This window comes from Ruegeria sp., assembly GCF_040830605.1.
In the GTDB taxonomy this organism is placed as follows: Bacteria; Pseudomonadota; Alphaproteobacteria; order Rhodobacterales; family Rhodobacteraceae; genus Ruegeria.
The window spans coordinates 293,850-316,777 of record NZ_JBFOMD010000009.1; the positions used below are offsets into that span (position 1 = coordinate 293,850).

The window sequence follows — 22,928 nt, forward strand, 5'->3', positions numbered from 1 at the left end:
TCATTTCTTTGCGCTAACGTGGCGGCATGAGGTCCCTGCGTCTCCCATTCATGCCGATCTACATCCTGTTCTGGCTGTCGATCCTCTCGCTCTTGGCGATGCCGGCGCTAGCCTCGGGGCGCGTCGCCCTGTTGATCGGTAACTCGGCCTATGACGCGCCCGACATGGCGCTGCGCAATCCCGTCAATGATGTGACCGCGCTGGCGGAGGCGCTCAGAGAGCTTGGGTTTGCGGTCACCGAGACCACCGATCAGGATGCCTCAGCGATGACGCGCGCCCTTGAACAGTTCGGGTCGGCGGCGCAGGGGGCCGAGATGGCGGTGTTCTTCTATGCCGGTCACGGCGTGCAGATCGGCGGCGAAAACCACCTGATCGGCACGGATTTCGCGGGCAGCGATCTTGGCGCGCTGCGGCGGAGTTCGCTGACCATGGGGCGGGTGCGGGACGTGATCGCCCGGGCGGGACCCGAGATCGGCATCCTGCTGCTGGACGCCTGCCGCAACAACCCGTTCTCGGAAAGAGGCATGGTTGAACAAGGGCTTGTCCGGGCGCGCGGTGGTGCCGGGCTGCTGATCGCCTATGCCACCGATCCGGGCAATGTCGCTTATGACGGCATCGGTGAGAACAGCATCTTTACCACCGGCCTGCTCGAACATATCGCCACGCCCGGCCTTGATGTGCGGCTGATGCTGGGCCGCGTGCGCCAGCAGGTCGTGCTGGATACAGATGGCCGCCAGGTGCCCTGGGTGGAGGAATCCGTGCTGGACGAACACAGCTTCGCGCCAACCCTGCCCACCAGCGCACCACAGGACGAGACCGCTGCCGAACTTGCCCTATGGCGCGACGTTGCCTCGAGCAGTAACGCAAGCGATTTCGAATCCTATCTGCGCAGCTACCCCGAGGGGCTGTTCGCGCCTTTCGCCCGGGACCGGATTGACCGGCTGACATCCCGCACGGCCCCGGCCGCCGCACCGGTTGCGGCAACGCTGGCCGCCGCCGAGCCCGACAAGCTGGCCGCGGCGCTGGTGGCATTGGGCTTGCTGAGCGATGGTCCCGCCCGCGATCTTGGTCCGGCGCTTGAGGGCTACCGCCGCTGGCTGCCCGCGAACGAAACCGCCACCGCCGAGCGGCTCTATCAGGACGCAGCACAAGTGTCGGTGTTTCTGGCAGCAACGACGTTGCAACGACTGCGCACCGATATCGTCGCTTTGCGCAGTGTCGAGCGCACGCTGACCGTTGCCGAAGACGCGCTGGGGCAGATCGAGGAGATTGCGCGTTCGAACCCCGACGCCTTGCCGGTACTGCAACAGGCGCGCAACGATATCTACGACATCCATCGCTCGCGCGGCGTTATCCTGCGCCGTCTGGACCAGAGCCGCAGTTACTATGACGAACTGTTGGGCCGCGCGGTGGTCTTCTTTCCGCCTGACGCGAGCAAAGTGCTGGTCGGTGGCGAAACCCGCGTGCGGGACCTGGGCCATGCCGGGGCGCAACTGACCGAAAACGCCGCCCTGTTCCTGCGGCACGTGGCGCAGGCGGATGACAGCAAGAAAGGGAGTTACCAATGGCTGGCAGACCTCATTCCACCCGGCTGAGCGCCGCGCTGATCTCGGTGTCACTGGCCCTGTCGGCCTGCGGCGAGACCCGCCAGACCACGGCGCCGGCCACGGGTAGCGGCGGCACCACGCAGGCCGAGGCGGATCTGGCCAAACAGGCCGCCGCGATGCAGAAAACCATTCTGCAAGGCGCTGCAGCCGGCGGAGCGGCGGGCGGTCTGATCGGATTTGGATTGGGCGGCAGCGACGATGTCGGCACCGGGGTCTCGATCGGGCTGGGCGCCGGGGCGTTGGCCGGGACCTATGTGGCCTTCGTTCAGCGCAAATATGCGCGGCGCGAGGCGCGGCTGAACCAGATCAAGAGCGATCTGGACCGCAACGCCGCTGAAATGCAGACGACGATCAATGTGATGAACCAGGTTCTGGCCGCACAGAAGGCAGAGCTAACGGCACTGCGCGCAAGTGCAGCAGCAGGTGCTTCGGACCAAGCGCAATTGCAGCGAGAACTGGCCGAGGCCAATGGCAACCTGTCGCAGATGCAGATCGCCATCGACGGCGCCACCAAGCGGCAGGCAGAGTTCAACGAGGCGCGCGGGTTGACCATTGCCCGGGGTCAGGCCGCGTCCCCCATCGACGGCGATCTGGCCGCGCTCTCGAGCCAGATCGCGCAGATGCGCGGAATCGCCAACGATCTGGCGGCGTCGCTGTGAAGGGGGATGTCATGAACCGTCTGATCGCCCTGCCCTGTCTGCTGCTCGCCGCCTGCGAGACAACCACCGATCCTGCCGAGGGCGGGTTCTTTTCCGGAGTGTTCGGCATCACCACCGGCGCCTACGATGAACGGATCGAAACCGCCGAGGCCGATGTGGCCGCTGCCGAGGCCCGAAACGAGGCGCTGGCGGCGCAGATCCGCTCCTCGGAATCGGAACTGGCGCAACTAAAGCTGAAAATCCTGCAACAGCGCGACAGCATAGGCGGCGGCGATGCTGCCACCGCCGCCCGTATCGACCAGGTTCTGAACTCGAACCCGACCGGTTCGACACCTGAAGCGCGGTTGGCGGCCCTGCAGCGCAGTATTGCCGATGCCCGCGCGCTCAGCGCCGATCTGGCACGGCTGTCGGGTTAACGCGTCGTGCCCTGCGGAATCACCTCATAGCCGGGTTCCTCCGGCTCATCGTCCAGCATTTCCGGCGGGAAGCCGGGCGCACGGATGTCGAGGCCGGTGGCCTCTTCTAGCCGCTTGATGATGTTGGGCGACAGCTCGCGGTCGCCATAGCGGGCGATGCCGTCGTTGAAGATGTCGATCAGCATCGGGCTGACCTCAAGCGGGACTTTTGCGCGGTCGGCGACCTCCTGAAACAGGCCGATATCCTTTTTCACCAGGTCCATGGTGAAGGAGATATCGCGCGAGCCGTTCAGGATCACCTGGCTTTCGGTTTCATGCACGAAGGAAGTGCCGGACGAGATCTTCATGGCTTCATAAGCGGTGTTCAGGTCCATGCCGGCGGCCTTGGCCACCACCAGAGCCTCGCAGCAGGTGACCAGATTGGCGGTGGCCAGATAGTTGGTCACCACTTTCAGGACCGAGGCCGAGCCCAGATCGCCGGTATGCAGGATGCGGCGGCCCATAGTTTTCAGGAACGGCGCGATACGCTCGAATGTCGCGCGGTCACAGCCCGCGAAGATCGAGATGTTGCCCGTTGCAGCCCGGTGGCAGCCGCCCGAGACGGGGCAATCCACCGCAGCGCCGCCGCGTTCCATCACCATGGCGCCCAGCCGCTTGACTTCGGCCTCGTCGGTGGTGGACATCTCCATCCAGATCTTGCCCTTCGTCACCTCAGGCAGCATCTCCTGCATCACCGCGTCCGAGGCGGCGGGCGACGGTAGGCAGGTGATCACCGCATCGCACTCGCGCATCAACTGCGCCGGGCCCGTCGCAGCCTTGGCGCCGCGCGCGACGAAATCCGCGACCAGGTCCTTGCTCAGGTCATGCACGGTCAGGTCGATGCCATTCCTCAGAAGCGAGCCCGAGAGCTTGCCGCCCACATTACCCAGACCGATGAAGCCGACTTTCATGTCTCAATCCTCCCTGGCGGGTGTGTACCCGCGCATACGATTCCTGCGGTCAGTATTCCGCGTGACATTCCCCAAGAGAAACGAATAATGATGCCATCAATACTCAAAAATTTTTGGTGATAAATGCCGAAATTCTCCCCACTGTGCGACCAAAATTCTTCAAAGAATTTTGACCAAGAAAATTCGAATTTTCTTGGTCACGCACCGTTCCGGGCGCAGACGGGATTCTGATATGGACCGCCTGCCCAACCCCGTCTGGCTGCGCAGTTTCGAAGCCGCCGCGCGGCATCTGAACTTCACCGAGGCCGCGCGCGAACTGGGATTGACCCAGACCGCCGTGTCGCTGCACATCCGATCGCTGGAGGTGGAACTGGGTGAAAAACTGTTCACCCGCTCGGCCCGCAGGCTGGACCTGACTGAGTTGGGACAGTCCTACGCCCTGACCGTGCGGCGGGCGCTGTCCGATATCGCGCTGTCCACCAACAGCCTGTTTGGTCTGGCCACACGGCAGACGCTGACGCTGCGGGCGCCGATTTCCACTGCGACCTACTGGCTGGCCGCTGAACTGCCGGAGTTCTCGGCGCTTTATCCGGAGGTGCCAGTGCGGCTGGTCTCGAACATCTGGGCCGACAGCGCCGCACCGGGGGAAGTAGATGTGGAAATCCGGCTGGGATATGGCGACTGGCCGGGGCTGCGGGCCGAGAAGCTGTGCGACGAGACCATCGTGCCGGTCTGCCCAGCGAATGCGCCCCTGCCCGCGCTTGAGAAAATGCGGCAAGGGCCGCTGATTCACGTTCTGGGTTATGAAGACAACTGGGCGCGCTATTTCGAGGCTCATGACCAATTGCCCAACGAAGCAGCAGTGCGCCATTCGGTGGACACTACCGTCGCGGCGCTGCAACTGGTGATGGCGGGCGCGGGCTATGCCACCATCCTCACCCGCTTTGCCCGGAACGCCATCGCGCAAGGCGCACCGCTGAAAATCGCCGGTCCACCGATTCCCTTCGCCCAGTCGCATTACCTGATCCGCTCGGACGGCGCCGCGCCGCCATCCGCCCTGGCCCAGCTCTATACCGCGTGGCTGCGTGAGCGGCTGGCGCGCGATGCCGCTCCCTGACCCAGGCGGGTCGCTTTTCCGCCCTCGTCCCGCTCCACGTATCCGGCGCGCTTGACAAGGCCCCGTGCCATGCCGCATGTCCCATCCGTTGGTGTCCGTCGCAAGACGGATGAAAAGGGAATGCGTCGGCGGCCGGAACCAAGGAACGGGCCGTCAAACGCAGCCGCCCCCGCGACCGTGACCGGAGAGGGTGCCCAAAGCCACTGGCCAAAAGGCCGGGAAGGCGGGACACCCGACAGAGGGCCTCCTCTGACATCCGCAAGCCGGGAGACCTGCCAGCGTCCGAAGACCAGACCGGACGGGGTGTTCCGGTGTCGGGCCCATGTCTCAGAGCGTGGCCCGCGCAGACCCCGTCCCCCGAAACCTGTATGGGGGGATGAGAGACGTGACCGAGACCGCACCAGTCGAACTGCTGGTCTGCACCACCTGCCGCCGTGGCCTGCCCATCGAGGAAGATGACCTGCGCCCGGGCACCCTGCTGCACAGGGCGCTGACACAGGCCGAACTGCCCGAGGGTATTCGGTTGAGACCGGTCGAGTGTCTGTCGAACTGCGATCAGGGCTGTTCCATCGTGCTGCGCGGCGGGCCGTCGCGCTGGACCTTTGTCTATGAGAACCTGAACGAAGCCGACGATGTGGAAATCATCGTCGAAGGCGCCACCAAGTACCTGGCCACCACCGATGGTCTGGTGAAATGGCGCGACCGCCCCGAACATTTCCGCAAGAACTGCGCCGCCCGTATTCCCCCGATTGGAGCCTGAGAATGAGTACCCTCGAAAAACTTCCCGTCACTGTGATCACCGGCTTTCTCGGCTCGGGAAAGACCACGCTGGTCCGTCATCTGATGCAGAACCCGCAGGGCAAGCGTTTGGCCGTTGTGGTTAATGAATTCGGCGATGTGGGCGTCGATGGCGAGATCCTGAAATCCTGTGCCATCCCGGATTGCCCTGCCGAGAACATCATGGAACTGGCCAATGGCTGCATCTGCTGCACCGTGGCCGATGACTTTATTCCGACCATCGAAGCGCTGATGGCGCTGGAGCCGCGCCCGGATCACATCCTGATCGAAACCTCGGGTCTGGCTCTGCCCAAGCCGCTGCTGAAGGCGTTCGACTGGCCGGATATCCGTTCGAAAATCACTGTGGATGGCGTGATCGCTCTGGCTGACGCCGAGGCTGTGGCTGCCGGTCGCTTCGCGCCGAACGTGGCGGCGGTGGATGCCCAGCGCTTGGCGGATGACTCGATTGACCATGAAACACCTCTGTCCGAGGTGTTCGAGGATCAGATCTCCTGCGCCGATATCATCCTGCTCACCAAGCCCGATCTGGCCGGACCCGAGGGTGTGGCCAAGGCGAAGGAGATCATCGCTGCAGAGGCCCCGCGCGCGCTGCCAGTGGTCGAGGTCGCCGAAGGTGCGGTGGATGCGCGCGTGGTACTCGGTCTGGAAGCTGCCGCCGAGGATGACATGGACGCCCGTCCCTCGCACCACGACGGCGCCGACGATCACGAGCATGACGATTTCGAAAGCGTGGTGATCGACCTGCCGGAACAGAGCGATCCTGTAGAGTTGGTCGCCAGGATCGAGCGTCTCGCCAAAGATCTGAACATCCTGCGCGTCAAGGGCTATGCCGCCGTCACCGGTAAACCGATGCGCCTGCTGGTGCAGGCTGTGGGCGCCCGGGTGCGGCATCAGTATGACCGCCCGTGGCAACCGGATGAGGCCCGCCAAAGCCGACTGGTGGTCATCGCCGAACATGATGACATCAACGAGGGGGCGATCCGTGACATCCTCGCCGCTGCCACCGAGGCCGCCGAGTAAGGGAACTGCCCGCCGATGCATGTCGTCTTCCGCGAAAGCCATGGGCTCGAAGAGAACGAGACCCCGACCGATCTGGGCCAGAGCCCGGGTGATCTGGTGGTGCTGTCCTTCTCGGACAGTGACCTTGGCGCTTTCGCGGCGGGCTGGCATCGTGGCGGCGGGCCCGAGGGGCGGATGCCGACCCTGCGGCTGGCCAATCTGGCGGCGCTGAAACATCCGCTTTCGGTCGATATCTATGTCGAGCAGACGCTAGAGGGCGCCGCGGGCATCCTGATCCGCCTGATCGGCGGGGTGCCCTATTGGCCCTACGGGCTGCAGCAGGTTTACGCGCTGGCGCAGGCCAGAGGGCTGGCGCTGGCCGTCCTGCCCGCCGATGGGCGCGAGGATACGCGGCTGGATGCGTATTCCACCCTGCCCGTCTCGACCCTCCGCCGTCTGGCGCATCTCTGCGATACCGGCGGCGAGGTGGCGGCACAGGCCGCGCTGGCACAGATGGCGCTCGCCACCGGGCTTTATGCCGGGCCGGTGATGGGATCGAAGGTACTACCCGAATGCGGCGCGTGGTGCCCGGACCGGGGTGTGATCCCGATCGAGACTGCGTTCGAGGGCGACAAGCCACGCGTCCTCATCACCTTCTATCGCGCCTATCTGACTGCTGCCGACACAGCCCCCATCGCCGCCCTGATCCGCGCCCTCCGCGCGCGCGATTTCAATGCGGTGGGGCTGTTCGCGCCATCTCTGAAAGCGCCCGCATCGGCCAAGTGGCTGGCAGAACAGACCGCCGCGCTGAGCCCGGCCGCCATCGTCAATGCCACCGCATTTTCGGGCAAGGGCGACAGCGGCACCTCGCCGCTCGATGCCGCGGGCGTGCCGGTGTTTCAGGCCATGCTCGCCACCTCGAACCGCAAGGCGTGGGATGAGGCGGAACGCGGCCTGTCGCCCGCCGATCTGGCCATGCATGTGGTGCTGCCGGAGGTCGATGGCCGCATCACCGGCAGCGTTGTCTCGTTCAAGGAACTCGGCCAGCGCGACGAGCATCTGCAATTCGCCCGCGCCCTGCACACGCCCGAGCCTGACCAGATCGCAGCGCTGGTGGACCGGGTCAGCGGCTGGGTGCGGCTGGCGGCCAGGCCAAAGGCGGAACAATTGCCGGTTCTGGTTCTATCGACCTATCCCGGAAAGGATTGGCAGATGGCCCATGCAGTGGGTCTGGATGCACTGGCCTCGGCTGAGGCGATGCTGGGGGACATGGCCACCGAGGGTTATGACGCAGCACCTGCGGAACCAATTGCCAAAACACTGCAAGGTGCGCGGATGATCTGGCCGCTTGCGGAGTATCGCAAGGCCCTCGCCACCCTGCCCGATAGCTTGCGGCAGGACCTGAAGACCGTCTGGGGACAGCCCGAAGATGATCCGGCCTATGCGGACGGCGCCCTGCATTTCACCGCCCTGCGGCGTGGCATGGCCATAGTTGCCCTGCAACCTGAACGCGGCACGCCCGAGCTGCGCAATGACGAGTACCATGACCTCTCGCGCACCCCCCGCCACGGCTATGTCGCCTTCTACCTCTGGCTGCGGCACGCGGCGCAGGCCGACGCGCTGATCCATATCGGCGCGCATGGCACGCTGGAGTGGCTGCCCGGCAAGTCGGTCGCCCTGTCGGATGAATGCTGGCCCAAAGCGCTGATCGGCGATCTGCCTGTGATCTATCCGTTCATCGTCAACGACCCCGGCGAGGCCGCGCAGGCCAAGCGTCGTATCGGCGCCGTCACGCTGGGCCACATCCCGCCGCCCCTGCGGGCGAGCGGCACGCCGGACCGGATGGTACGGCTCGAGGCGGCGCTGGACGAGTTCTCGAACGCTGACGGGCTGGACCCGAAACGCCGCGACCGGCTGCAGGCCCATATCCGCGACGAGGCGCAGGCCATCGGGCTGGAGGACGATCTGGGCCTCGACCGCGCCACCTCGACTGCCGAGGCGATCACCCGCATCGACCGCTTCGTCTGCGACATCAAGGAGAGCCAGTTCGGCGACGGGCTGCATGTGTTTGGCCGCATTCCGGAAGTGACCGGCAAGTTCGACGCGGCCCCTTCGGCCCGCGCCGAACGCGCCGCCCTGCTGGACGCACTGGCAGGCAAACGGATCGAGGCTGGCCCCTCCGGCTCACCCTATCGTGGACGCTCGGATGTGCTGCCAACCGGGCGCAACCTCTACACCACCGATCCGCGCTCGGTCCCAACGCGCGCGGCCTATGCGCAGGGGGTGAAGCTGGCCGAGGAACTGGTGCGGCGGCATCTGCAGGAGGAAGGCGACTATCCCAATGGGCTGATCGTGGATCTCTGGGGCTCGGCCACCATGCGCACCGCCGGCGAGGAGTTCGCCATGGCACTGCATCTGCTCGGAGTGAAACCGATCTGGGATGCCGGGTCCGAGCGGGTCTCAGGCATCGAAGTGCTGCCGATCACCGATCTGGACCGCCCGCGTCTGGACGTGACGCTGCGGGTGTCGGGCCTTTTCCGAGACGTGTTCCCGACGCTATCGGCGCTTTATGGGCAGGCGATCCGCGCACTATGCGCCCGGGATGAAGCGATCGATTGGAACCCCTATGCCGGGCAGGAATCCACCGCGCGCGTCTATGGCCCGGCGCCGGGCAGCTACGGGTTGGGGATGCAGCATCTCTCCGAGACCTATACTGAAGATGCCCGCACCGCCGCCGGTCAGGCTTGGCTGGACGCAAGCTCCTTTGCACTGGAGGGCGAGCATATTGCTCGCGACGCCCAAGGCATCACCGAGCGTGTCGCCAATGCCGACAGTTTCGTGCATTTGCAGGACCTCAGCGAAACCGACCTGTTGCTGGCCAATGACTACGCCACCCATGAGGCCGGGTTTGCGGCGGCTAAGCAGGTCACCGGCGGCACCGCGCAGCTTTATCATCTGGACAACACCAATCCCGAGACGCCACGCGCCCGGACCCTGCCCGAGGAAATCAGCCGCGTCGTCCATGCCCGCGCCGCAAATCCGGGCTGGATCGCAGGCATGCAGCGGCACGGGTTCCGGGGGGCGGCTGAAATCGCGGCGACGCTCGACCACATGGCGAGTTTCGCGCATCTGTCGGGTACCGTCGCACCACATCTCTTTGACCTCTATCACGACGCCACGCTGGGCGATCCGGAGGTGGATGCATTCTTGGCCGAGGCCAACCCGCAGGCGCGTGAGGCGATGCAGGACAAGTTCCGCGCACTCTACAAGGCGGGTCTGTGGGACACCCGCCGGAACTCGATCCGCGCCGGGATGGAAGGGTTGCTATGAGCGCACTTACCGCAAAACCGATTGTTCAGGGCTGGTGCCCCGGCGCCCACCGCCCCATGATGTCCGGCGACGGTCTGGTGGTGCGGGTGCGGCCTCGACTGGCGCGGCTGACGGCAAATCAGGTACTGGGCCTTTGCGCGGCGGCGGAACGGTTCGGCAACGGCACCATCGACCTGACCAACCGCGCCAACCTGCAACTGCGCGGCGTGGCCGAGGCGGACCACCAGCCGCTGCTGGCCGAACTGGCGGCTATGGATCTGCTGGACGCAGAACCGGGCATCGAGGTACGGCGCAACATTCTCGTCACGCCACTCTACCAGGCAGGAGATCTGACGGCACGGCTGGTTCAGGAACTGATCAACCGCCTTGGCGAACTGCCACCCCTGCCTGCGAAGTTCGGTTTTGCTGTGGATGCGGGACCCGAGCGGCTGTTAAGCGGCGACTCCGCCGATATCCGTTTAGAGGCGGGCGCGGAAGGCCTGATCCTGCGTGCCGATGATGTGGAAACCGGACGGGTGGTGCGCGAGGATGAAGCCATCGACCGGCTGCTCGACCTCGCCCGTTGGTTCTCGGAGAACTACACACAGGACACCCGCCGCATGGCGCGGCTGGTCCGGGCCAAGCCGCTGCCGCAGGACTGGCAGGGCGCGGTCCCTGGACCCATAGGTAAGCCGCCGCAACCGGGGATAACGCCGCTCGGCCCGCTCTATGGCGCCGCGTTCGGACAATTGCCCGCTGCAGATTTGGCGCAGTTGATCGCCGAGAGTGGCGCCGTGGCCCTGCGGGTCACCCCCTGGCGGCTGATCCTGCTGGAAGGCGGGGCGGCGATACCCGCTCCGGCATTTGTCACCGACGGCACCGACCCGCTCCTGACCACCGACGCCTGCCCCGGGGCACCGTTCTGCCCGCAGGCGCAGGTGGAGACGCGCGATATCGCTCGCGCTTTGGCTCCGCGCATCAACGGATCACTGCATGTCTCGGGCTGCCCCAAGGGCTGCGCTCGCATGGGCAAGGCAGATGTAGCGCTGGTGGGCAATGCCGGACGATTTGATCTTGTAAAAGACGGCCGCGCGGGGGATGAGCCCTGCCAACGCGGCCTGAGCCCCGCAACACTGACGACCATGGACCTCACCTGATGCCCTACGAATACGAAACCGACGGCGCGGCGATCTACAAACAGAGCTTTGCCACCATCCGGTCCGAGGCCAATCTGGCCCGGTTCGACGCCGATGAGGAGCAGGTTGCCGTCCGGATGATACACGCCGCCGGGATGGTAGGCCTTGAGAAATACGTGCATTTCTCGCCCGGCTTCGTACAGGCCGCCCGCAACGCTCTGGAAGGAGGGGCGCCAATCCTATGCGATGCGCGCATGGTCTCCGAAGGCGTCACCCGCTTTCGCCTGCCTGCCGATAACGAGGTGATCTGCACGCTGCATGACGAGCGTGTGCGGCCGCTGGCGGCGGAGATGGGCAACACCCGCTCAGCGGCGGCGCTGGAATTGTGGCGGCCCCGGCTGGAGGGTGCGCTGGTGGCCGTCGGCAACGCGCCCACGGCGCTCTTCCACCTGCTCAATATGCTCGAAGATCCCGCCTGTCCCCGCCCCGCCGCCATCATCGGCTGCCCGGTCGGGTTCGTTGGTGCGGTCGAGTCGAAAGACGCTCTGTGGGAGGCACAACCGGTGCCGTCCTGCATCGTCAAGGGCCGTCTGGGCGGCAGCGCCATTACCGTGGCCGCCATCAACGCCATCGCAAGCCGGGCGGAATGAAGATGGGAACCATATATGGCGTGGGCCTCGGCCCCGGCGATCCGGATCTGATGAGTGTCCGCGCCGACCGGCTGCTGCGCGGTGCCCGGCACGTGGCCTATTTCCGCAAACCGGGCCGCACCGGACAGGCGCGCAAGATCGTCAACGGTATGATCCCCGGTGATGCCGTCGAGTTCCCGATGGAATACCCAGTCACCACGGAAATCCCGGTGACCGACCCGCGTTACAATGAACTGCTGGCCGCGTTCTACAAGGATTGCACAAAACGGCTGAAAGAGCTGTCGGATCAGGGCAAGGATGTGGTTGTGCTGTGTGAGGGCGATCCGTTCTTCTATGGCTCTTTCATGCATCTTTACAGCCGCTTGCGCAACGAAGCTCCGGTGGAAGTGGTGCCTGCCATCACCGGTATGTCCGGTGCCTGGACGGCGACCGGCGATCCGATCACCTGGGGCGACGATGTGCTGACCGTGCTGGTCGGCACCCTGCCAGAGGATCTGCTGGCCACCCGAATGGCGCAGACCGACGCGCTGGTGGTGATGAAGATCGGGCGCAATATCGACAAAGTGAAGCGGGCGCTGAAGACCGCTGGACTGTATGACCGGGCCTGGATCGTGGAATACGCGCAGATGTCGAACCAGACGGTGACGAAACTGACCGAGGCCTGTGGCAAGGTCACCCCCTATTTCTCGATCATCATCGTGCACGGTCAGGGGCGGCGGCCATGAGCGGTTGGATCAGGATCGCAGGCCTCGGGCCGGGCGACGATGCGCTGATCACGCCCGAGGTGACCGAAGCGCTGGCTGAGGCAACCGATGTGGTGGGATATATCCCCTATGTGGCGCGGGTTGCCGAGCGTGAGGGACTGACTCTGCACGCCAGCGACAACCGGGTTGAGATCGACCGCTCGCAGCATGCGCTGCAAATGGCGGCTGAGGGCAAACGTGTGGTCGTAGTATCCTCGGGCGATCCGGGCGTGTTTGCCATGGCGTCTGCCGTTTATGAGGCGCTGGAAAACGGCCCCGCCGAATGGTGCGATCTGGAGATTTCGGTGCTGCCGGGCATCACCGCGATGCTCGCGGCCTCGGCCCGGGCGGGTGCACCGCTGGGCCACGATTTCTGCGCCATCAATCTCAGCGACAACCTCAAGCCGTGGGAGCTGATCGAGAAGCGTCTGCGGCTCGCTGCGCAGGGGGACTTCGCCATGGCATTCTACAATCCGCGCTCGAAGTCACGGCCCGAAGGCTTTGTAAAAACGCTGGAAATCCTGCGTGAGGAATGCGAGCCGGAACGGCTGATCCTGTTTGCCCGCGCCGTCTCGCGCCCGGATGAGGCCATCCGCATCTCGACGCTGGCCGAGGCGACGCCCGAAATGGCGGATATGCAGACCGTGGTGATCGTGGGCTCGTCGCGGACACGGGTGATCGAGCGCTCCGGCGCGCCGATCGTTTACACGCCGAGGTTCACGCCCACCGGGGATCAGGCATGAGCCAGCCAGTTCAGAACCTGTGGCACCGTTGCCAGTTCGACCCGCTCCGGCATTGCCGGGCGGTCGATCATCAGAACGGCCAAGCCCAACGCGCGCGCCGCGTCCAGCTTGGCCCGCGCCCCGGTGCCGCCTGCGTTCTTGGACACGACCAGCTCGGTTCCGTGGCGCTCCATCAGGGCCGTGTCTCCCTCAACAGTGAAGGGGCCGCGCGAGACCACCACGTCGCAGTCCGGCAACGGCAGCGCGGTGGGCGCGTCCACCAGCCGCAGCAGGTAATGGTGCTGGGGCTGGGCGGAGAAGTCCTCAAGATGCATGCGGCCTACGGCAAGGAAGACGCGCTTGGGGGGGCCGGACAGCGCCGCAACCGCCGCCGGGATGTCGGGCACATGGTGCCAGCGGTCGCCCTCTTGCGCGCCCCAAGCTGGGCGGGTCAGCGCGGCGAGCGGCGTGCCAGTCTCGGCGCAGGCCGTGGCGGCGTTGCGGCTCATCTGCGCGGCAAACGGATGGGTGGCGTCCACCACATGGCTGATGCCGTGATCGCGGATGTAGCGCGCCAGCCCCTGAGCGCCGCCAAAGCCGCCCACGCGGGTCGGCAGGGGTTGCGGACGGGGATTGTCGACGCGGCCCGCGTAGGAATAGGTCGCCGCTACCCCTTGATCGGAAACGGCTTTGGCCAAAATGTTGGCCTCGGTCGTGCCGCCAAGGATCAGGAGGTGAAACATGACTGAAGCTCCGTGGCTGACCGTCGTCGGGTTGGGTGAAGATGGACTGGATGGCTTGTCCCCTGCAAGCCGTCAAGTGCTGGACCGGGCCGAGGTGATCATGGGGCCACCACGCCATCTGTCCCTGCTGCCCGAAACCGGCGCCGAGCGGGTGGAATGGCCGGTTCCGTTTTCGGAAGGCATTCCGATCCTGACCGGTTTCCGGGGGCGCCATACGGTCGTCCTGGCCTCGGGCGATCCGTTCTGGTTCGGCGCAGGTTCGGTCATCGCGCGGCATTTCAAGGCCGGCGAATGGACCGCCCTACCCGGCCAATCGACTTTTTCGCTAGCAGCTGCGCGTCTGGCCTGGCCGCTGGAAGATATCCTGACCTTCGGGCTGCACGCCGCCCCCCTGACCCGCCTGCGTCCGCATCTGGCCCGGGGTTTGCGCGCCATCCTCTTGCTGCGCAACGGGGCCGCGGTGGCCGAGCTGGCGACGTATCTGAACGAGACCGGCTTTGCCGACAGCTCCTTACACATTCTGGAGGCGCTCGGTGGGCCGCGCGAACGCACACAGAAAATATCGCTGACCGAAGCTCTGCTGGGGTCCTTCGCGCATCCGATCTGCGTCGGGCTGGAGGTTGCTGGCCCGGGTCAGGCGGTCCCAAAGGCGTCCGGGAAGCCGGACGAGATCTTTGAAACCGACGGCCAGATCACCAAACGCCCGGTGCGGGCTCTGACGCTCTCGGCGCTGGCGCCGCATCGGGGGGAGCACCTGTGGGACATCGGCGGCGGTACCGGCTCGATCAGCATCGAGTGGCTAATGAGCGATCCCAGCCTGACCGCAACCAGCATCGAGCCGCTTGCAGAACGGGCAGAACGCATCCGGCGCAATGCCGATGCGCTTGGGCAGGACCGGCTGGAGGTGATCCATGGCACCGCGCCGGAGGTCCTGGACGGGCTGGCACTGCCGGATGTGGTATTCATCGGCGGTGGGCTGAGCGAAGCTCTGTTGAACTGGCTGAGGGAACACCTGCCCGCAGGAACACGCGTTGTGGCCAACTCGGTAACGTTGGAGAGCGAGGCACTGCTGGCGCTGTGGCAGGAAAAGCTGGGCGGAGAGTTGCTGCGGATCGAACTGGCGCAGGCCGCCCCGTTGGGTCCACGCCGAGGGTGGAAGTCCGCCTACCCGGTGGTGCAGTGGAGCGTGACGCTATGATCGTTGCAGGATTCGGGTTTTCGTCCGCCGCCACGGCGGCAAGCCTGATCGACGCCTATCACGCAGCAGCGGGCGGGCATCCCGTGACGGCGCTGGCCACGGCCGAGGACAAGGCCGCCCACCCGGCCTTCACCGATCTGGCCACCCGGCTTGGCCTAACCGTTCGTCCCGTTTCCGAGGCCGCGCTTGAAGCCGTGGAGCCCGTGACCCGATCCCAGCGCAGCCTCACCGAACGCAACACCGGAAGCGTCGCCGAAGCCGCTGCTCTTGCCGCAGCCGGACCGAGTGCGCGGCTGGTTTCCACCCGACGTATCTCGACCGACCGCCTTGCCACCTGCGCGGTCGCCACAGGAGAACAGACATGACCGTTCATTTCATCGGCGCCGGACCGGGTGCCGCCGACCTGCTGACCCTGCGCGGGCGCGACATCATCGCGTCCTGTCCGGTCTGCCTCTATGCTGGCTCGCTGGTGCCCGAGGAAATTCTGGGCCACTGCCCCGAGGGCGCAAAGATCGTGAACACCGCTCCGATGGATCTGGATCAGATCATGGCTGAGATCGAGGCCGCGCATGAGGCAGGTCACGACGTGGCGCGGCTGCATTCGGGCGATCTGTCGGTCTGGTCGGCGATGGGTGAACAGATCCGGCGCCTGAAGGCAATGGGCATCCCGGTCAGCGTGACGCCCGGCGTGCCCTCCTTTGCCGCCGCCGCGGCGGCGCTTGGCACCGAACTGACCCTGCCCGGTTTGGCACAATCGGTGGTGCTGACCCGCACGCCGGGTCGTGCGTCGTCGATGCCCGAGGGTGAGACGCTGGAGAACTTTGCCCGTACCGGTGCGACACTGGCCATTCACCTGTCGATCGGCAATCTGGACAAGGTGATCGCGGACCTGACACCGCATTACGGCGCCGATTGCCCGGTCGCGGTGGCCTATCGCGCTAGTTGGCCGGATGAGCGGATCATCCGCGCGACGCTGGCCACGCTGAAGGACGCGTTGGACGAGAGCATCTCGCGCACTGCGCTAATCCTGGTGGGGCCGACGCTTGCGGGCGAAGGCTTCGACGAAAGCTGCCTCTATTCCAAAACCTACGACCGCCGCTACCGCCCGCAGAATGTGGACAGCCCATGGTCGAGTTGGAGCCCCGGAGATGACTGAGGCGATGACTAATCCGCCGGGCCTTTTGATTTCGGCGCCGTCTTCGGGCACCGGCAAGACCACAGTGATGCTGGGGCTGTTGCGGGCGCTGGCCGAGGACGGACTGGCCGTGCAACCCTTCAAGAGCGGGCCGGACTATATCGATCCAGCCTTTCACAGCGCGGCGGCGGGGCGGGCGTCGTTCAACCTCGACAGCTGGGCGATGAGTGAGCCGCTGCTGGGCGCGATCTCGGCGAAGGCAGACGGCGCGGATATCGTGGTGGCTGAGGGGTCGATGGGCCTGTTCGACGGGGTCGCCAAGCCGGGCGAGCTGGGTCGCGGGTCGAGCGCCGAGACCGCGCTGCGCATGGGCTGGCCGGTGGTGCTCGTGCTGGATGTGGGCGGTCAGGCGCAGTCGGCGGCGGCCACGGCGCTGGGATTCCGGATGTACAACCCGGACCTGCCCTTTGCTGGGGTGATCCTGAACCGCTGCGCCAGCCCGCGGCATGAGCGGCTGACCCGGCTAGGGATGGAGCGCGCGGGTCTGCCGGTGCTGGGCGTGCTGCCGCGCCGGGGCGATCTGACACTGCCCGAGCGGCATCTGGGTCTGATCCAGGCGGTCGAGCATCCAGATCTGGAAACTGCGATTGCCGGGTATGCGGCGTTTCTGCGTGAGCATGTGGATCTGGAAGCGATCAGGCTGGCGGCCTCCTCAAGCCCCAAGGGACCGTCGTCGGTCGCGCTGCCGCGGCCACCGGCCCAGCGGATCGCATTGGCGCAGGACGCGGCGTTTTCCTTTACCTATCCGCATCTGCTGGAGGGCTGGCGTGCGGCAGGGGCGGAAATCCTGCCGTTTTCACCGCTGGCAGATGAGGCCCCGGCGGCAGATGCCGATCTGGTCTGGTTGCCTGGCGGATATCCGGAACTGCATGCGGGTACTCTGGCCGCGGCCGAGACTTTTCTGAACGGCTTGCGCAAACATGCCGAAACCCGGACGGTTCATGGGGAATGCGGCGGCTACATGGCTTTGGGCGATGTGCTGATCGACAAGGACGGGACCCGACACAAGATGGCCGGGTTGCTGGGGCTGGTGACGTCGTATGAGAAGCGCAAGTTCAATCTTGGCTATCGTAAGGCGCATCTGACCGCGCCGATGCCGGGGTTCGATTCGGGTACGGCTCTGCGCGGGCACGAGTTCCACTATTCCTCGATCATCGAACAGCCGGACGCGCCGCTCGCGCGGGTCTTCGACGCCGAAGGGGCTGAAGGACCGCAAACAGGATCGGTGCGTGGCAATGTGACCGGCACCTTCTTTCACCTGATCGCCGAGGCCAGCCAGTGAGCGGGTTCGTTTCGTTTATCGGCTCTGGTCCGGGCGATCCGGAACTGCTGACGCTCAAGGCGGTGGATCGGCTGCAAAAGGCCGATGCGGTGCTGTTCGACGACCTGAGCAGCGGACCGATCCTGACCCATGCGCGGGAAGAGGCCGATCTGGTGGGCGTCGGCAAGCGCGCGGGCCGCCCCTCGCCCAAGCAGGACCACGTGAGCCGGTTGCTGGTGGACTATGCGCAGACCGGTGCGCATGTGGTGCGGCTGAAATCCGGCGATGGCGGGCTGTTCGGGCGGCTGGAGGAGGAACTGGTGGCGCTGCGCGACGCCGGGATCGGGTATGAGATCATCCCCGGCATCCCCTCGGCGGTTGCGGCAGCGGCGGCGGCGGGCATTCCGCTGACCCGGCGGCTGACCGCGCGGCGGGTGCAGTTCGTCACCGGCCACGACATCAGCGGCAAACTGCCCGAGGATCTGAACCTGCCCGCGCTGGCCGATCCCGGCGCCACCACTGTTGTGTTCATGGGCAAGCGCACCTTTCCGCTATTGGTCGAGGCGCTGCACGCCCATGGCCTGCCGATCGACACTCCGGCGCTGATGGCGGAATCGGTCTCGACCCCCGACCAGACCTTGCACCGTGCTACCGTCGGGGCGTTGGCCGAGAAGCTGAGCGACGAGATTGGCACCGCCCCGGCCCTGATCCTCTATGGCCCGTTGGCGGAGTTTGGGGATGTATGAACTGAACCTGATCGGCATCGGCACCGGCAACCCGGATCACGTGACCTTTCAGGGCGCGCAGGCGATCCGGGCGGCGGACCTGATCCTGATCCCGCGCAAGGGCGAGAACAAGGCGGATCTGGCGGGGCTGCGTGAGGAGATCATCGCTCAGGTGACCGAGACTGCGCCGCAGATCGCTTATTTCGATATCCCCAGGCGCCGCGCCGAAGATGGCTATCTGCGTGGCGTGGACGAATGGCACGACGCCATCGCGCTGCGCTGGCAGGAGGCGATTGCAACGCAAAGCCAGGCGAAACAGGTGGCGCTTCTGATCTGGGGCGATCCGTCGCTCTATGACAGCTCTCTGCGAATCGCCTCGCGGCTGGAGCCGCAGCCAAAGACGAAGGTGATCCCTGGCATTACCGCGTTGCAGGCGCTGACGGCGGCGCACGCGATCCCGATCAACGAGATCGGCGCGCCTTATCTGGTGACCACCGGGCGGCGTATCCGGGATGAGGGCTGGCCTGAGGGTGTCGAAAAAGTCGCGGTGATGCTGGATGGCGAATGCTCGTTCCGAAGCCTTGAGATGTGCGATTACGACATCTGGTGGGGTGCGTATGTGGGCATGAAGGAAGAGATTCTGATCCACGGCCCACTGGCGGATGTGGCTAAACGGATTCTCGACACCCGGGCACAGGCACGGGCCGACCACGGGTGGATCATGGATATCTACCTGCTCAAAAAGCGCGGGAATTGACCTAAGAGGTCGCAAATGACGATTGCGCCGGGGCGCCCATCGCGGCTAAATGGGCGGGTCTGGTCCTGCCGGAGCAATCCGGATGCTAAGAGGGAATTGGGTGCGGGCGCGCAAGCGTTCAAAGCCCAAGCCGCCCCCGCGACTGTAAGCGGTGAGCCCCTGTTCAACCAGCCACTCCCGGACCTGTCCGGGGGGAAGGCGAACAGAGGCACCGACCCGCGAGCCAGGAGACCTGCCAGGCATAAAATGAAACACCGGCCGTCGGGTGCGGCGGCTTAGGAGGACATGAAATGACGACCAAAACGATCAAGGCATCTGCGGCAGGTACCTTTGCTCCTGTTCTGTTTGCTGTGGTTCTGGGTCTGGGGATCATCACCCTGACCGGCCATGTTCAGGCATCCGCCCTGCATGACGCCGCTCACGACGTGCGCCACGCAACCGGCTTCCCCTGCCACTGACCCATGTTCAGTCGCATTCTGACCAGCGCGTTGTTCGCTGGCGCTGCAGCGGGGTTGATTGCCGCCCTGCTGCAGCTGGTTTTTGTGCAGCCCGTTCTGCTTCACGCCGAGCTTTATGAGTCCGGCGAGCTGGTGCATTTCGGAGGTGAGGCGGTCAGCGCTCATCCCGAGCTGCCCGGGTTCGACGCCATGCGCGACGGGCTGAGCATCGTCTTCACCATGCTGACCTATACCGGCTATTCGCTGGTCATGGTGGCGCTGATGTCGATGGCCGAACGTCAGGGCCACGCGGTTAACGCACGCTCGGGCCTGCTCTGGGGGCTGGCCGGGTTCGTCACCTTCCACTTCGCGCCCGGCCTGTCGCTGGCGCCCGAGGTGCCGGGTGTCGCCGCCGCCGATGTGGCCGTGCGCCAGATCTGGTGGACCGCAACGGTGGCCGCCGCCGGAATCGCCATGTGGCTGATCGCCTTTGGCGGCAATCTGGTAAGCTACCTGATCGCCGCCGCGCTGCTGCTGGCCCCGCATCTGATCGGCGCGCCCGAGCCCGACAGCTTCTCGGGCCCGGTACCGACCGAGATCGGTGCCCTGTTTGCCGCGCGTGCCTTCGGCATCGGCATGGCGGCCTGGATTCTGCTGGGCACATTTGCCGGATATTTCTGGCAATCCGAAAGCGCCCGGGCCGAAGCCGCCGCCTGATCCGACTTGCATGATCCCCGCCGGGCCCGTCCCGGCGGGGTCTTTCTTTGTCCAAGGAACAGATATGTCCCGCTCACTCGCACTCTTCGCCATCGGCCTCGTCTTCGGCGGCGGCACCGGTTTCGTGATCGCCGCAGGCAATGGCGTCACCTTCGATGGCCATGACCACTCCGACCCGTCCCAGCACGGCGGCAGCGCCGAAGCCGCCGCCCACGACCACTCCACCGCCGTCAACCTGCCCGCGGGCGAGGATGCGCCGGGCCTGAAAATCGACGTGATCAAGGACCCGATGGCCGGATGGAACCTGCACGTGATGCCGCAGAATTTCCGGTTCTCGCCCGAGAATGCCTCCAGCACCGATATCCCCGGCGAAGGCCATGCGCATATCTATGTCAACGGCACCAAGCTGGGCCGCCTCTACAGCAACTGGTATCACCTGACCAACCTGCCCAAGGGCGAGGTCGAGATCGAGGTTTCGCTGAACGCCAACAGCCATAGCCCGCTGATGGTGGACAATGTGCCTGTTGCGGTCTCGACCACGATTCAGGTGGACTGAAGCGCGGGTACCCTCGCCCGCAGACACTCCCGAAGCCGCCCGCATGGCCGGGCGTCTTCGATCCAGCCTTTCGGAGCATCAATGTAGGTCCGGCAGGTCGCCGCAATGTCGGTAGCATCAGCCACCGGATCGAGACCTGAAAACACATATGAAGCCATACCCTGCCCCTGCAGCGCCAACGAGACCGGCCCGGCGCAGGCACTGAAACAAGCGTGATCCCCCAGTTCGACCTGTCCAGCCAGCCCGGCCTCGGCCAGCGCTTCGGTCACCACCTGCCGCTCGGCACCGCGGTCCCGCGTGCCGGTGCAGCTTGAGCACAAAAGCAGTCGAATTCTGGGGTTGGGCATTCCGGGCCAGTTCCTCTGTTAGCCCTGTGTTGTGACCGCTTCAGAGGCGAAGCGCAAGCTCAGCCCATCATCTCCGCCGCCTCACGCCGCAACGCTGCGAGGAACCCGTCGACCGGCGGCGACAGCGCCACCGATTTCCGCATCGACACGCCCACTGGACCGATGGGAATGGGCACGGTCCAGTTCACCTGCCGGAGGAGACCGGCCTCGATATCACGGGTCGGCACATGGGCGGGCATGATGGCCAGCATGTCCGAGGACACCAACAGGCTGCGATTGGTCAGATACGACACCGACTCGACCGGAAACCGGGGCGCATCGCCCCCCGCTCCGACAAAGATCTGATCCAGCTGGCGGCGCAGCGTGGTCTCGGCGGGCGGCAGAATCCACGGATATGCCATCAGGTCGGTCAGTTCCGGCGCAGGCAGATCATGCGCCGAATGTCCGGCCCGGGCGACGCAGATCACCTGCTCGTCGAACAGCCGTTCCTGCACGATTTCGCTGCGGTGGCGGTGCACCGGCAGGCGGCCCACAACCAGATCGACCTCACCTGCGCGTAAGGCAGGCATCAGCACCTCGTTCGTCCCTTCGACCAGCTTGACCACCAGTTCGGGCTTTTCGGTCAGCAGGCGCTGCATCACCCGGGGCAGAAACTCAGCCGAGGCGGCCAGCAACGTGCCCACCACCACGCGCCCGCCATTACCCTCGTTCAGATCATCCAACTCCTGCGCGGCATGGGAAATCTGCGCCAGGATCAGCTTGCCATGCCGGATCAGCGCCTTGCCGAACACGGTGGGCACCATGCCGCGATTGGTGCGATCGAAGAGCTGCACGCCAAAGTCCAGTTCCAGATCCTTGATCAGCTTGGTGGCGGCGGGTTGCGAGATATGCAGCGACTGCGCGGCGTGCAGGATCGAGTGCTGCTCGCCCACGGCCACCAGCAGGCGCAGTTGCTTGAGCTTCAGCCGGGTCAGAACCCGTTCGACGATGCGGATCTGGGAATGGCTCATGGGTTTCCAAATAGCACCGCATCCAGATATCCGTCAAAGCTATATCTGGATCGGAGAGATACGTCTGTGGATCTCACGCACCACGCTCATCGCCGTCAGGGCCGAGGATCTTGGATTGTCCGGCAGCGTGTTGCCCTGGATTTCAAAGCGGAACCGGCCAAAGGCGCCCTCGGCCTGTACCTCGTGGATGTTGCGGGTGGCTTTCGGGTCAGCGATCAGAACGGCGCGGGTGTCGTCCAGCCCAGCCCCTGCCAGTGCCACGGCAGCGGCCACGTTCGCGTTCTTTGGATAAAGCCGCGCGGCCTCGCGTGCCGAGCCTTCGAAATGGGTGGCCGCTGCGGTCAGGTTATCGAGGTCCAGCACCTCCTCGGCCCGCGATCCACGCCAGCCGCGCGGTGGTTTGCGTCCGGTATAGGTCACGCTCAGCGCCCCACCCTCGGCAGCGGCAGACAGAGCATCAAGCGAGCCGATGGCTCCTGACGCGACGCTGAGCTGCGCATGTCCCGCCTGTGCCGCTTCGACCAGTTCGGAGTGCAGCTCCGCGTCCGCCAGCGCACCGACCGAGACCGTCAGCACGTCGATCCCCGCCCGCAAGGCGGCCACGCCATGCGCCCTGAGCCCCGCATGCCCGGCGCAGTCGATCAGCAGATCGGGACGTTTCGGAAGATCGGCAACCTCAGTTATGGCAGGTGCGCCCATCACCTGACGCGCTGCAGCCTCGCGCCCCAGCCGGCAGATAACGGCGATGATCTCGGCACCGTCCGGGCAGCGACGGGCCGCATAACTGGCGATGGCGCCATGTCCGATGAAAGCGATGGGCATCATGATGTTTCCTCCCGCTGCCCTCACGGTTTTCACATATCCACGCCTCAGTGC

The 22,928-nt window shown here is 65.5% G+C and carries 25 protein-coding genes and 2 riboswitches; of the genes, 20 read left to right on the forward strand and 5 right to left on the reverse strand.

Translation table 11 applies throughout. The features are described from left to right. Positions 1–26: 26 nt before the first annotated feature. Genes AB3N21_RS15330 through AB3N21_RS15340 form a run of 3 tightly spaced genes read left to right on the forward strand, consistent with a single transcriptional unit; the run spans position 27 to position 2,682 of the window. Positions 27–1,595, forward strand: coding sequence for a caspase domain-containing protein (locus AB3N21_RS15330; RefSeq protein ID WP_367936024.1), 1,569 nt, complete (start codon positions 27–29; stop codon positions 1,593–1,595). Beyond that, positions 1,565–2,266 carry a hypothetical protein gene (locus tag AB3N21_RS15335; protein WP_367936025.1) on the forward strand — a complete coding sequence of 234 codons (702 nt, stop codon included), beginning with the start codon at positions 1,565–1,567 and terminating at the stop codon, positions 2,264–2,266. The genes AB3N21_RS15330 and AB3N21_RS15335 overlap by 31 nt, the downstream gene beginning before the upstream one ends. Positions 2,267–2,277: 11 nt before the next feature. After that, positions 2,278–2,682 carry a hypothetical protein gene (locus AB3N21_RS15340; protein WP_367936026.1) on the forward strand — a complete coding sequence of 135 codons (405 nt, stop codon included), beginning with the start codon at positions 2,278–2,280 and terminating at the stop codon, positions 2,680–2,682. On the opposite strand, the gene AB3N21_RS15345 is transcribed toward AB3N21_RS15340, so the two are convergent. Beyond that, a complete protein-coding gene (locus tag AB3N21_RS15345; RefSeq protein ID WP_367936027.1) occupies positions 2,679–3,632 on the reverse strand; it encodes an NAD(P)-dependent oxidoreductase in 954 nt (317 codons plus the stop codon). The genes AB3N21_RS15340 and AB3N21_RS15345 overlap by 4 nt on opposite strands. 232 nt (positions 3,633–3,864) lie before the next feature. Between AB3N21_RS15345 and AB3N21_RS15350 the strand changes: the two genes are divergently transcribed. The 8 genes from AB3N21_RS15350 (at position 3,865) to cobJ (ending at position 13,127) form a co-directional block, all read left to right on the forward strand. Then, a complete protein-coding gene (locus tag AB3N21_RS15350; protein WP_367936028.1) occupies positions 3,865–4,749 on the forward strand; it encodes a LysR substrate-binding domain-containing protein in 885 nt (294 codons plus the stop codon). A gap of 72 nt (positions 4,750–4,821) precedes the next feature. After that, positions 4,822–5,044: riboswitch (cobalamin riboswitch) on the forward strand. A gap of 81 nt (positions 5,045–5,125) precedes the next feature. Next, on the forward strand, positions 5,126–5,509 hold the full coding sequence (locus AB3N21_RS15355; protein WP_367936029.1) for a DUF1636 family protein: 384 nt from the start codon (positions 5,126–5,128) through the stop codon (positions 5,507–5,509). Between the two features lie 2 nt (positions 5,510–5,511). Then, on the forward strand, positions 5,512–6,567 hold the full coding sequence (gene cobW, locus AB3N21_RS15360) for a cobalamin biosynthesis protein CobW (protein ID WP_367936030.1): 1,056 nt from the start codon (positions 5,512–5,514) through the stop codon (positions 6,565–6,567). A gap of 15 nt (positions 6,568–6,582) precedes the next feature. Further along, on the forward strand, positions 6,583–9,876 hold the full coding sequence (cobN, locus tag AB3N21_RS15365) for a cobaltochelatase subunit CobN (protein WP_367936031.1): 3,294 nt from the start codon (positions 6,583–6,585) through the stop codon (positions 9,874–9,876). Continuing rightward, complete coding sequence (locus AB3N21_RS15370) at positions 9,873–11,012, forward strand: cobalamin biosynthesis protein CobG (protein ID WP_367936032.1); 1,140 nt, start codon at positions 9,873–9,875, stop codon at positions 11,010–11,012. The genes cobN and AB3N21_RS15370 overlap by 4 nt, the downstream gene beginning before the upstream one ends. After that, positions 11,012–11,641, forward strand: coding sequence for a precorrin-8X methylmutase (locus tag AB3N21_RS15375; protein WP_367936033.1), 630 nt, complete (start codon positions 11,012–11,014; stop codon positions 11,639–11,641). The genes AB3N21_RS15370 and AB3N21_RS15375 overlap by 1 nt, the downstream gene beginning before the upstream one ends. Further along, positions 11,638–12,366 (forward strand): precorrin-2 C(20)-methyltransferase, encoded by a 729-nt coding sequence (locus AB3N21_RS15380; RefSeq protein WP_367936034.1) that lies wholly within the window; start codon positions 11,638–11,640, stop codon positions 12,364–12,366. Before AB3N21_RS15375 ends, AB3N21_RS15380 begins: the two co-directional genes overlap by 4 nt. Next, on the forward strand, positions 12,363–13,127 hold the full coding sequence (cobJ, locus tag AB3N21_RS15385) for a precorrin-3B C(17)-methyltransferase (protein ID WP_367936035.1): 765 nt from the start codon (positions 12,363–12,365) through the stop codon (positions 13,125–13,127). The genes AB3N21_RS15380 and cobJ overlap by 4 nt, the downstream gene beginning before the upstream one ends. Here the strand turns inward: cobJ and AB3N21_RS15390 are convergent. Continuing rightward, positions 13,118–13,849: a cobalt-precorrin-6A reductase gene (locus AB3N21_RS15390; protein WP_367936036.1), complete on the reverse strand. Its 732-nt coding sequence runs from the start codon at positions 13,847–13,849 to the stop codon at positions 13,118–13,120. The genes cobJ and AB3N21_RS15390 overlap by 10 nt on opposite strands. Between AB3N21_RS15390 and cbiE the strand changes: the two genes are divergently transcribed. The 9 genes from cbiE to AB3N21_RS15435 all read left to right on the forward strand — a co-directional run bounded on the left by cbiE (position 13,848) and on the right by AB3N21_RS15435 (position 20,695). Continuing rightward, a complete protein-coding gene (cbiE, locus tag AB3N21_RS15395; RefSeq protein ID WP_367936037.1) occupies positions 13,848–15,047 on the forward strand; it encodes a precorrin-6y C5,15-methyltransferase (decarboxylating) subunit CbiE in 1,200 nt (399 codons plus the stop codon). The genes AB3N21_RS15390 and cbiE overlap by 2 nt on opposite strands. Further along, complete coding sequence (locus AB3N21_RS15400) at positions 15,044–15,412, forward strand: cobalamin biosynthesis protein (protein WP_367936038.1); 369 nt, start codon at positions 15,044–15,046, stop codon at positions 15,410–15,412. The genes cbiE and AB3N21_RS15400 overlap by 4 nt, the downstream gene beginning before the upstream one ends. Beyond that, positions 15,409–16,203 (forward strand): precorrin-4 C(11)-methyltransferase, encoded by a 795-nt coding sequence (cobM, locus tag AB3N21_RS15405; RefSeq protein ID WP_367936039.1) that lies wholly within the window; start codon positions 15,409–15,411, stop codon positions 16,201–16,203. The genes AB3N21_RS15400 and cobM overlap by 4 nt, the downstream gene beginning before the upstream one ends. Beyond that, a complete protein-coding gene (locus tag AB3N21_RS15410; RefSeq protein WP_367936040.1) occupies positions 16,196–17,524 on the forward strand; it encodes a cobyrinate a,c-diamide synthase in 1,329 nt (442 codons plus the stop codon). Before cobM ends, AB3N21_RS15410 begins: the two co-directional genes overlap by 8 nt. Continuing rightward, positions 17,521–18,249 carry a uroporphyrinogen-III C-methyltransferase gene (gene cobA / locus AB3N21_RS15415; protein WP_367936041.1) on the forward strand — a complete coding sequence of 243 codons (729 nt, stop codon included), beginning with the start codon at positions 17,521–17,523 and terminating at the stop codon, positions 18,247–18,249. Before AB3N21_RS15410 ends, cobA begins: the two co-directional genes overlap by 4 nt. Next, positions 18,242–18,985 carry a precorrin-6A synthase (deacetylating) gene (cobF, locus tag AB3N21_RS15420; RefSeq protein ID WP_367936042.1) on the forward strand — a complete coding sequence of 248 codons (744 nt, stop codon included), beginning with the start codon at positions 18,242–18,244 and terminating at the stop codon, positions 18,983–18,985. The genes cobA and cobF overlap by 8 nt, the downstream gene beginning before the upstream one ends. Positions 18,986–19,028: 43 nt before the next feature. Continuing rightward, positions 19,029–19,240, forward strand: a riboswitch (cobalamin riboswitch). Positions 19,241–19,275: 35 nt separating this feature from the next. Further along, positions 19,276–19,443: a CbtB domain-containing protein gene (locus AB3N21_RS15425; RefSeq protein WP_367936043.1), complete on the forward strand. Its 168-nt coding sequence runs from the start codon at positions 19,276–19,278 to the stop codon at positions 19,441–19,443. A 3-nt stretch (positions 19,444–19,446) separates the two neighbouring features. Continuing rightward, positions 19,447–20,139 carry a CbtA family protein gene (locus AB3N21_RS15430; RefSeq protein WP_367936044.1) on the forward strand — a complete coding sequence of 231 codons (693 nt, stop codon included), beginning with the start codon at positions 19,447–19,449 and terminating at the stop codon, positions 20,137–20,139. Positions 20,140–20,203: 64 nt separating this feature from the next. Continuing rightward, positions 20,204–20,695 (forward strand): hypothetical protein, encoded by a 492-nt coding sequence (locus AB3N21_RS15435; RefSeq protein WP_367936045.1) that lies wholly within the window; start codon positions 20,204–20,206, stop codon positions 20,693–20,695. Here AB3N21_RS15435 and AB3N21_RS15440 read toward each other — a convergent pair. Genes AB3N21_RS15440 through AB3N21_RS15450 form a run of 3 tightly spaced genes read right to left on the reverse strand, consistent with a single transcriptional unit; the run spans position 20,683 to position 22,874 of the window. Next, entirely contained in the window at positions 20,683–21,042 is a 360-nt protein-coding gene (locus AB3N21_RS15440) for a DUF1636 family protein (protein ID WP_367936046.1), read from the reverse strand. The two genes, AB3N21_RS15435 and AB3N21_RS15440, sit on opposite strands and share 13 nt — an antisense overlap. Positions 21,043–21,101: 59 nt before the next feature. Then, complete coding sequence (locus AB3N21_RS15445; RefSeq protein ID WP_367936047.1) at positions 21,102–22,052, reverse strand: LysR substrate-binding domain-containing protein; 951 nt, start codon at positions 22,050–22,052, stop codon at positions 21,102–21,104. Positions 22,053–22,091: 39 nt separating this feature from the next. Then, positions 22,092–22,874, reverse strand: coding sequence for an aspartate dehydrogenase (locus AB3N21_RS15450; protein WP_367936146.1), 783 nt, complete (start codon positions 22,872–22,874; stop codon positions 22,092–22,094). Positions 22,875–22,928: the final 54 nt, after the last annotated feature.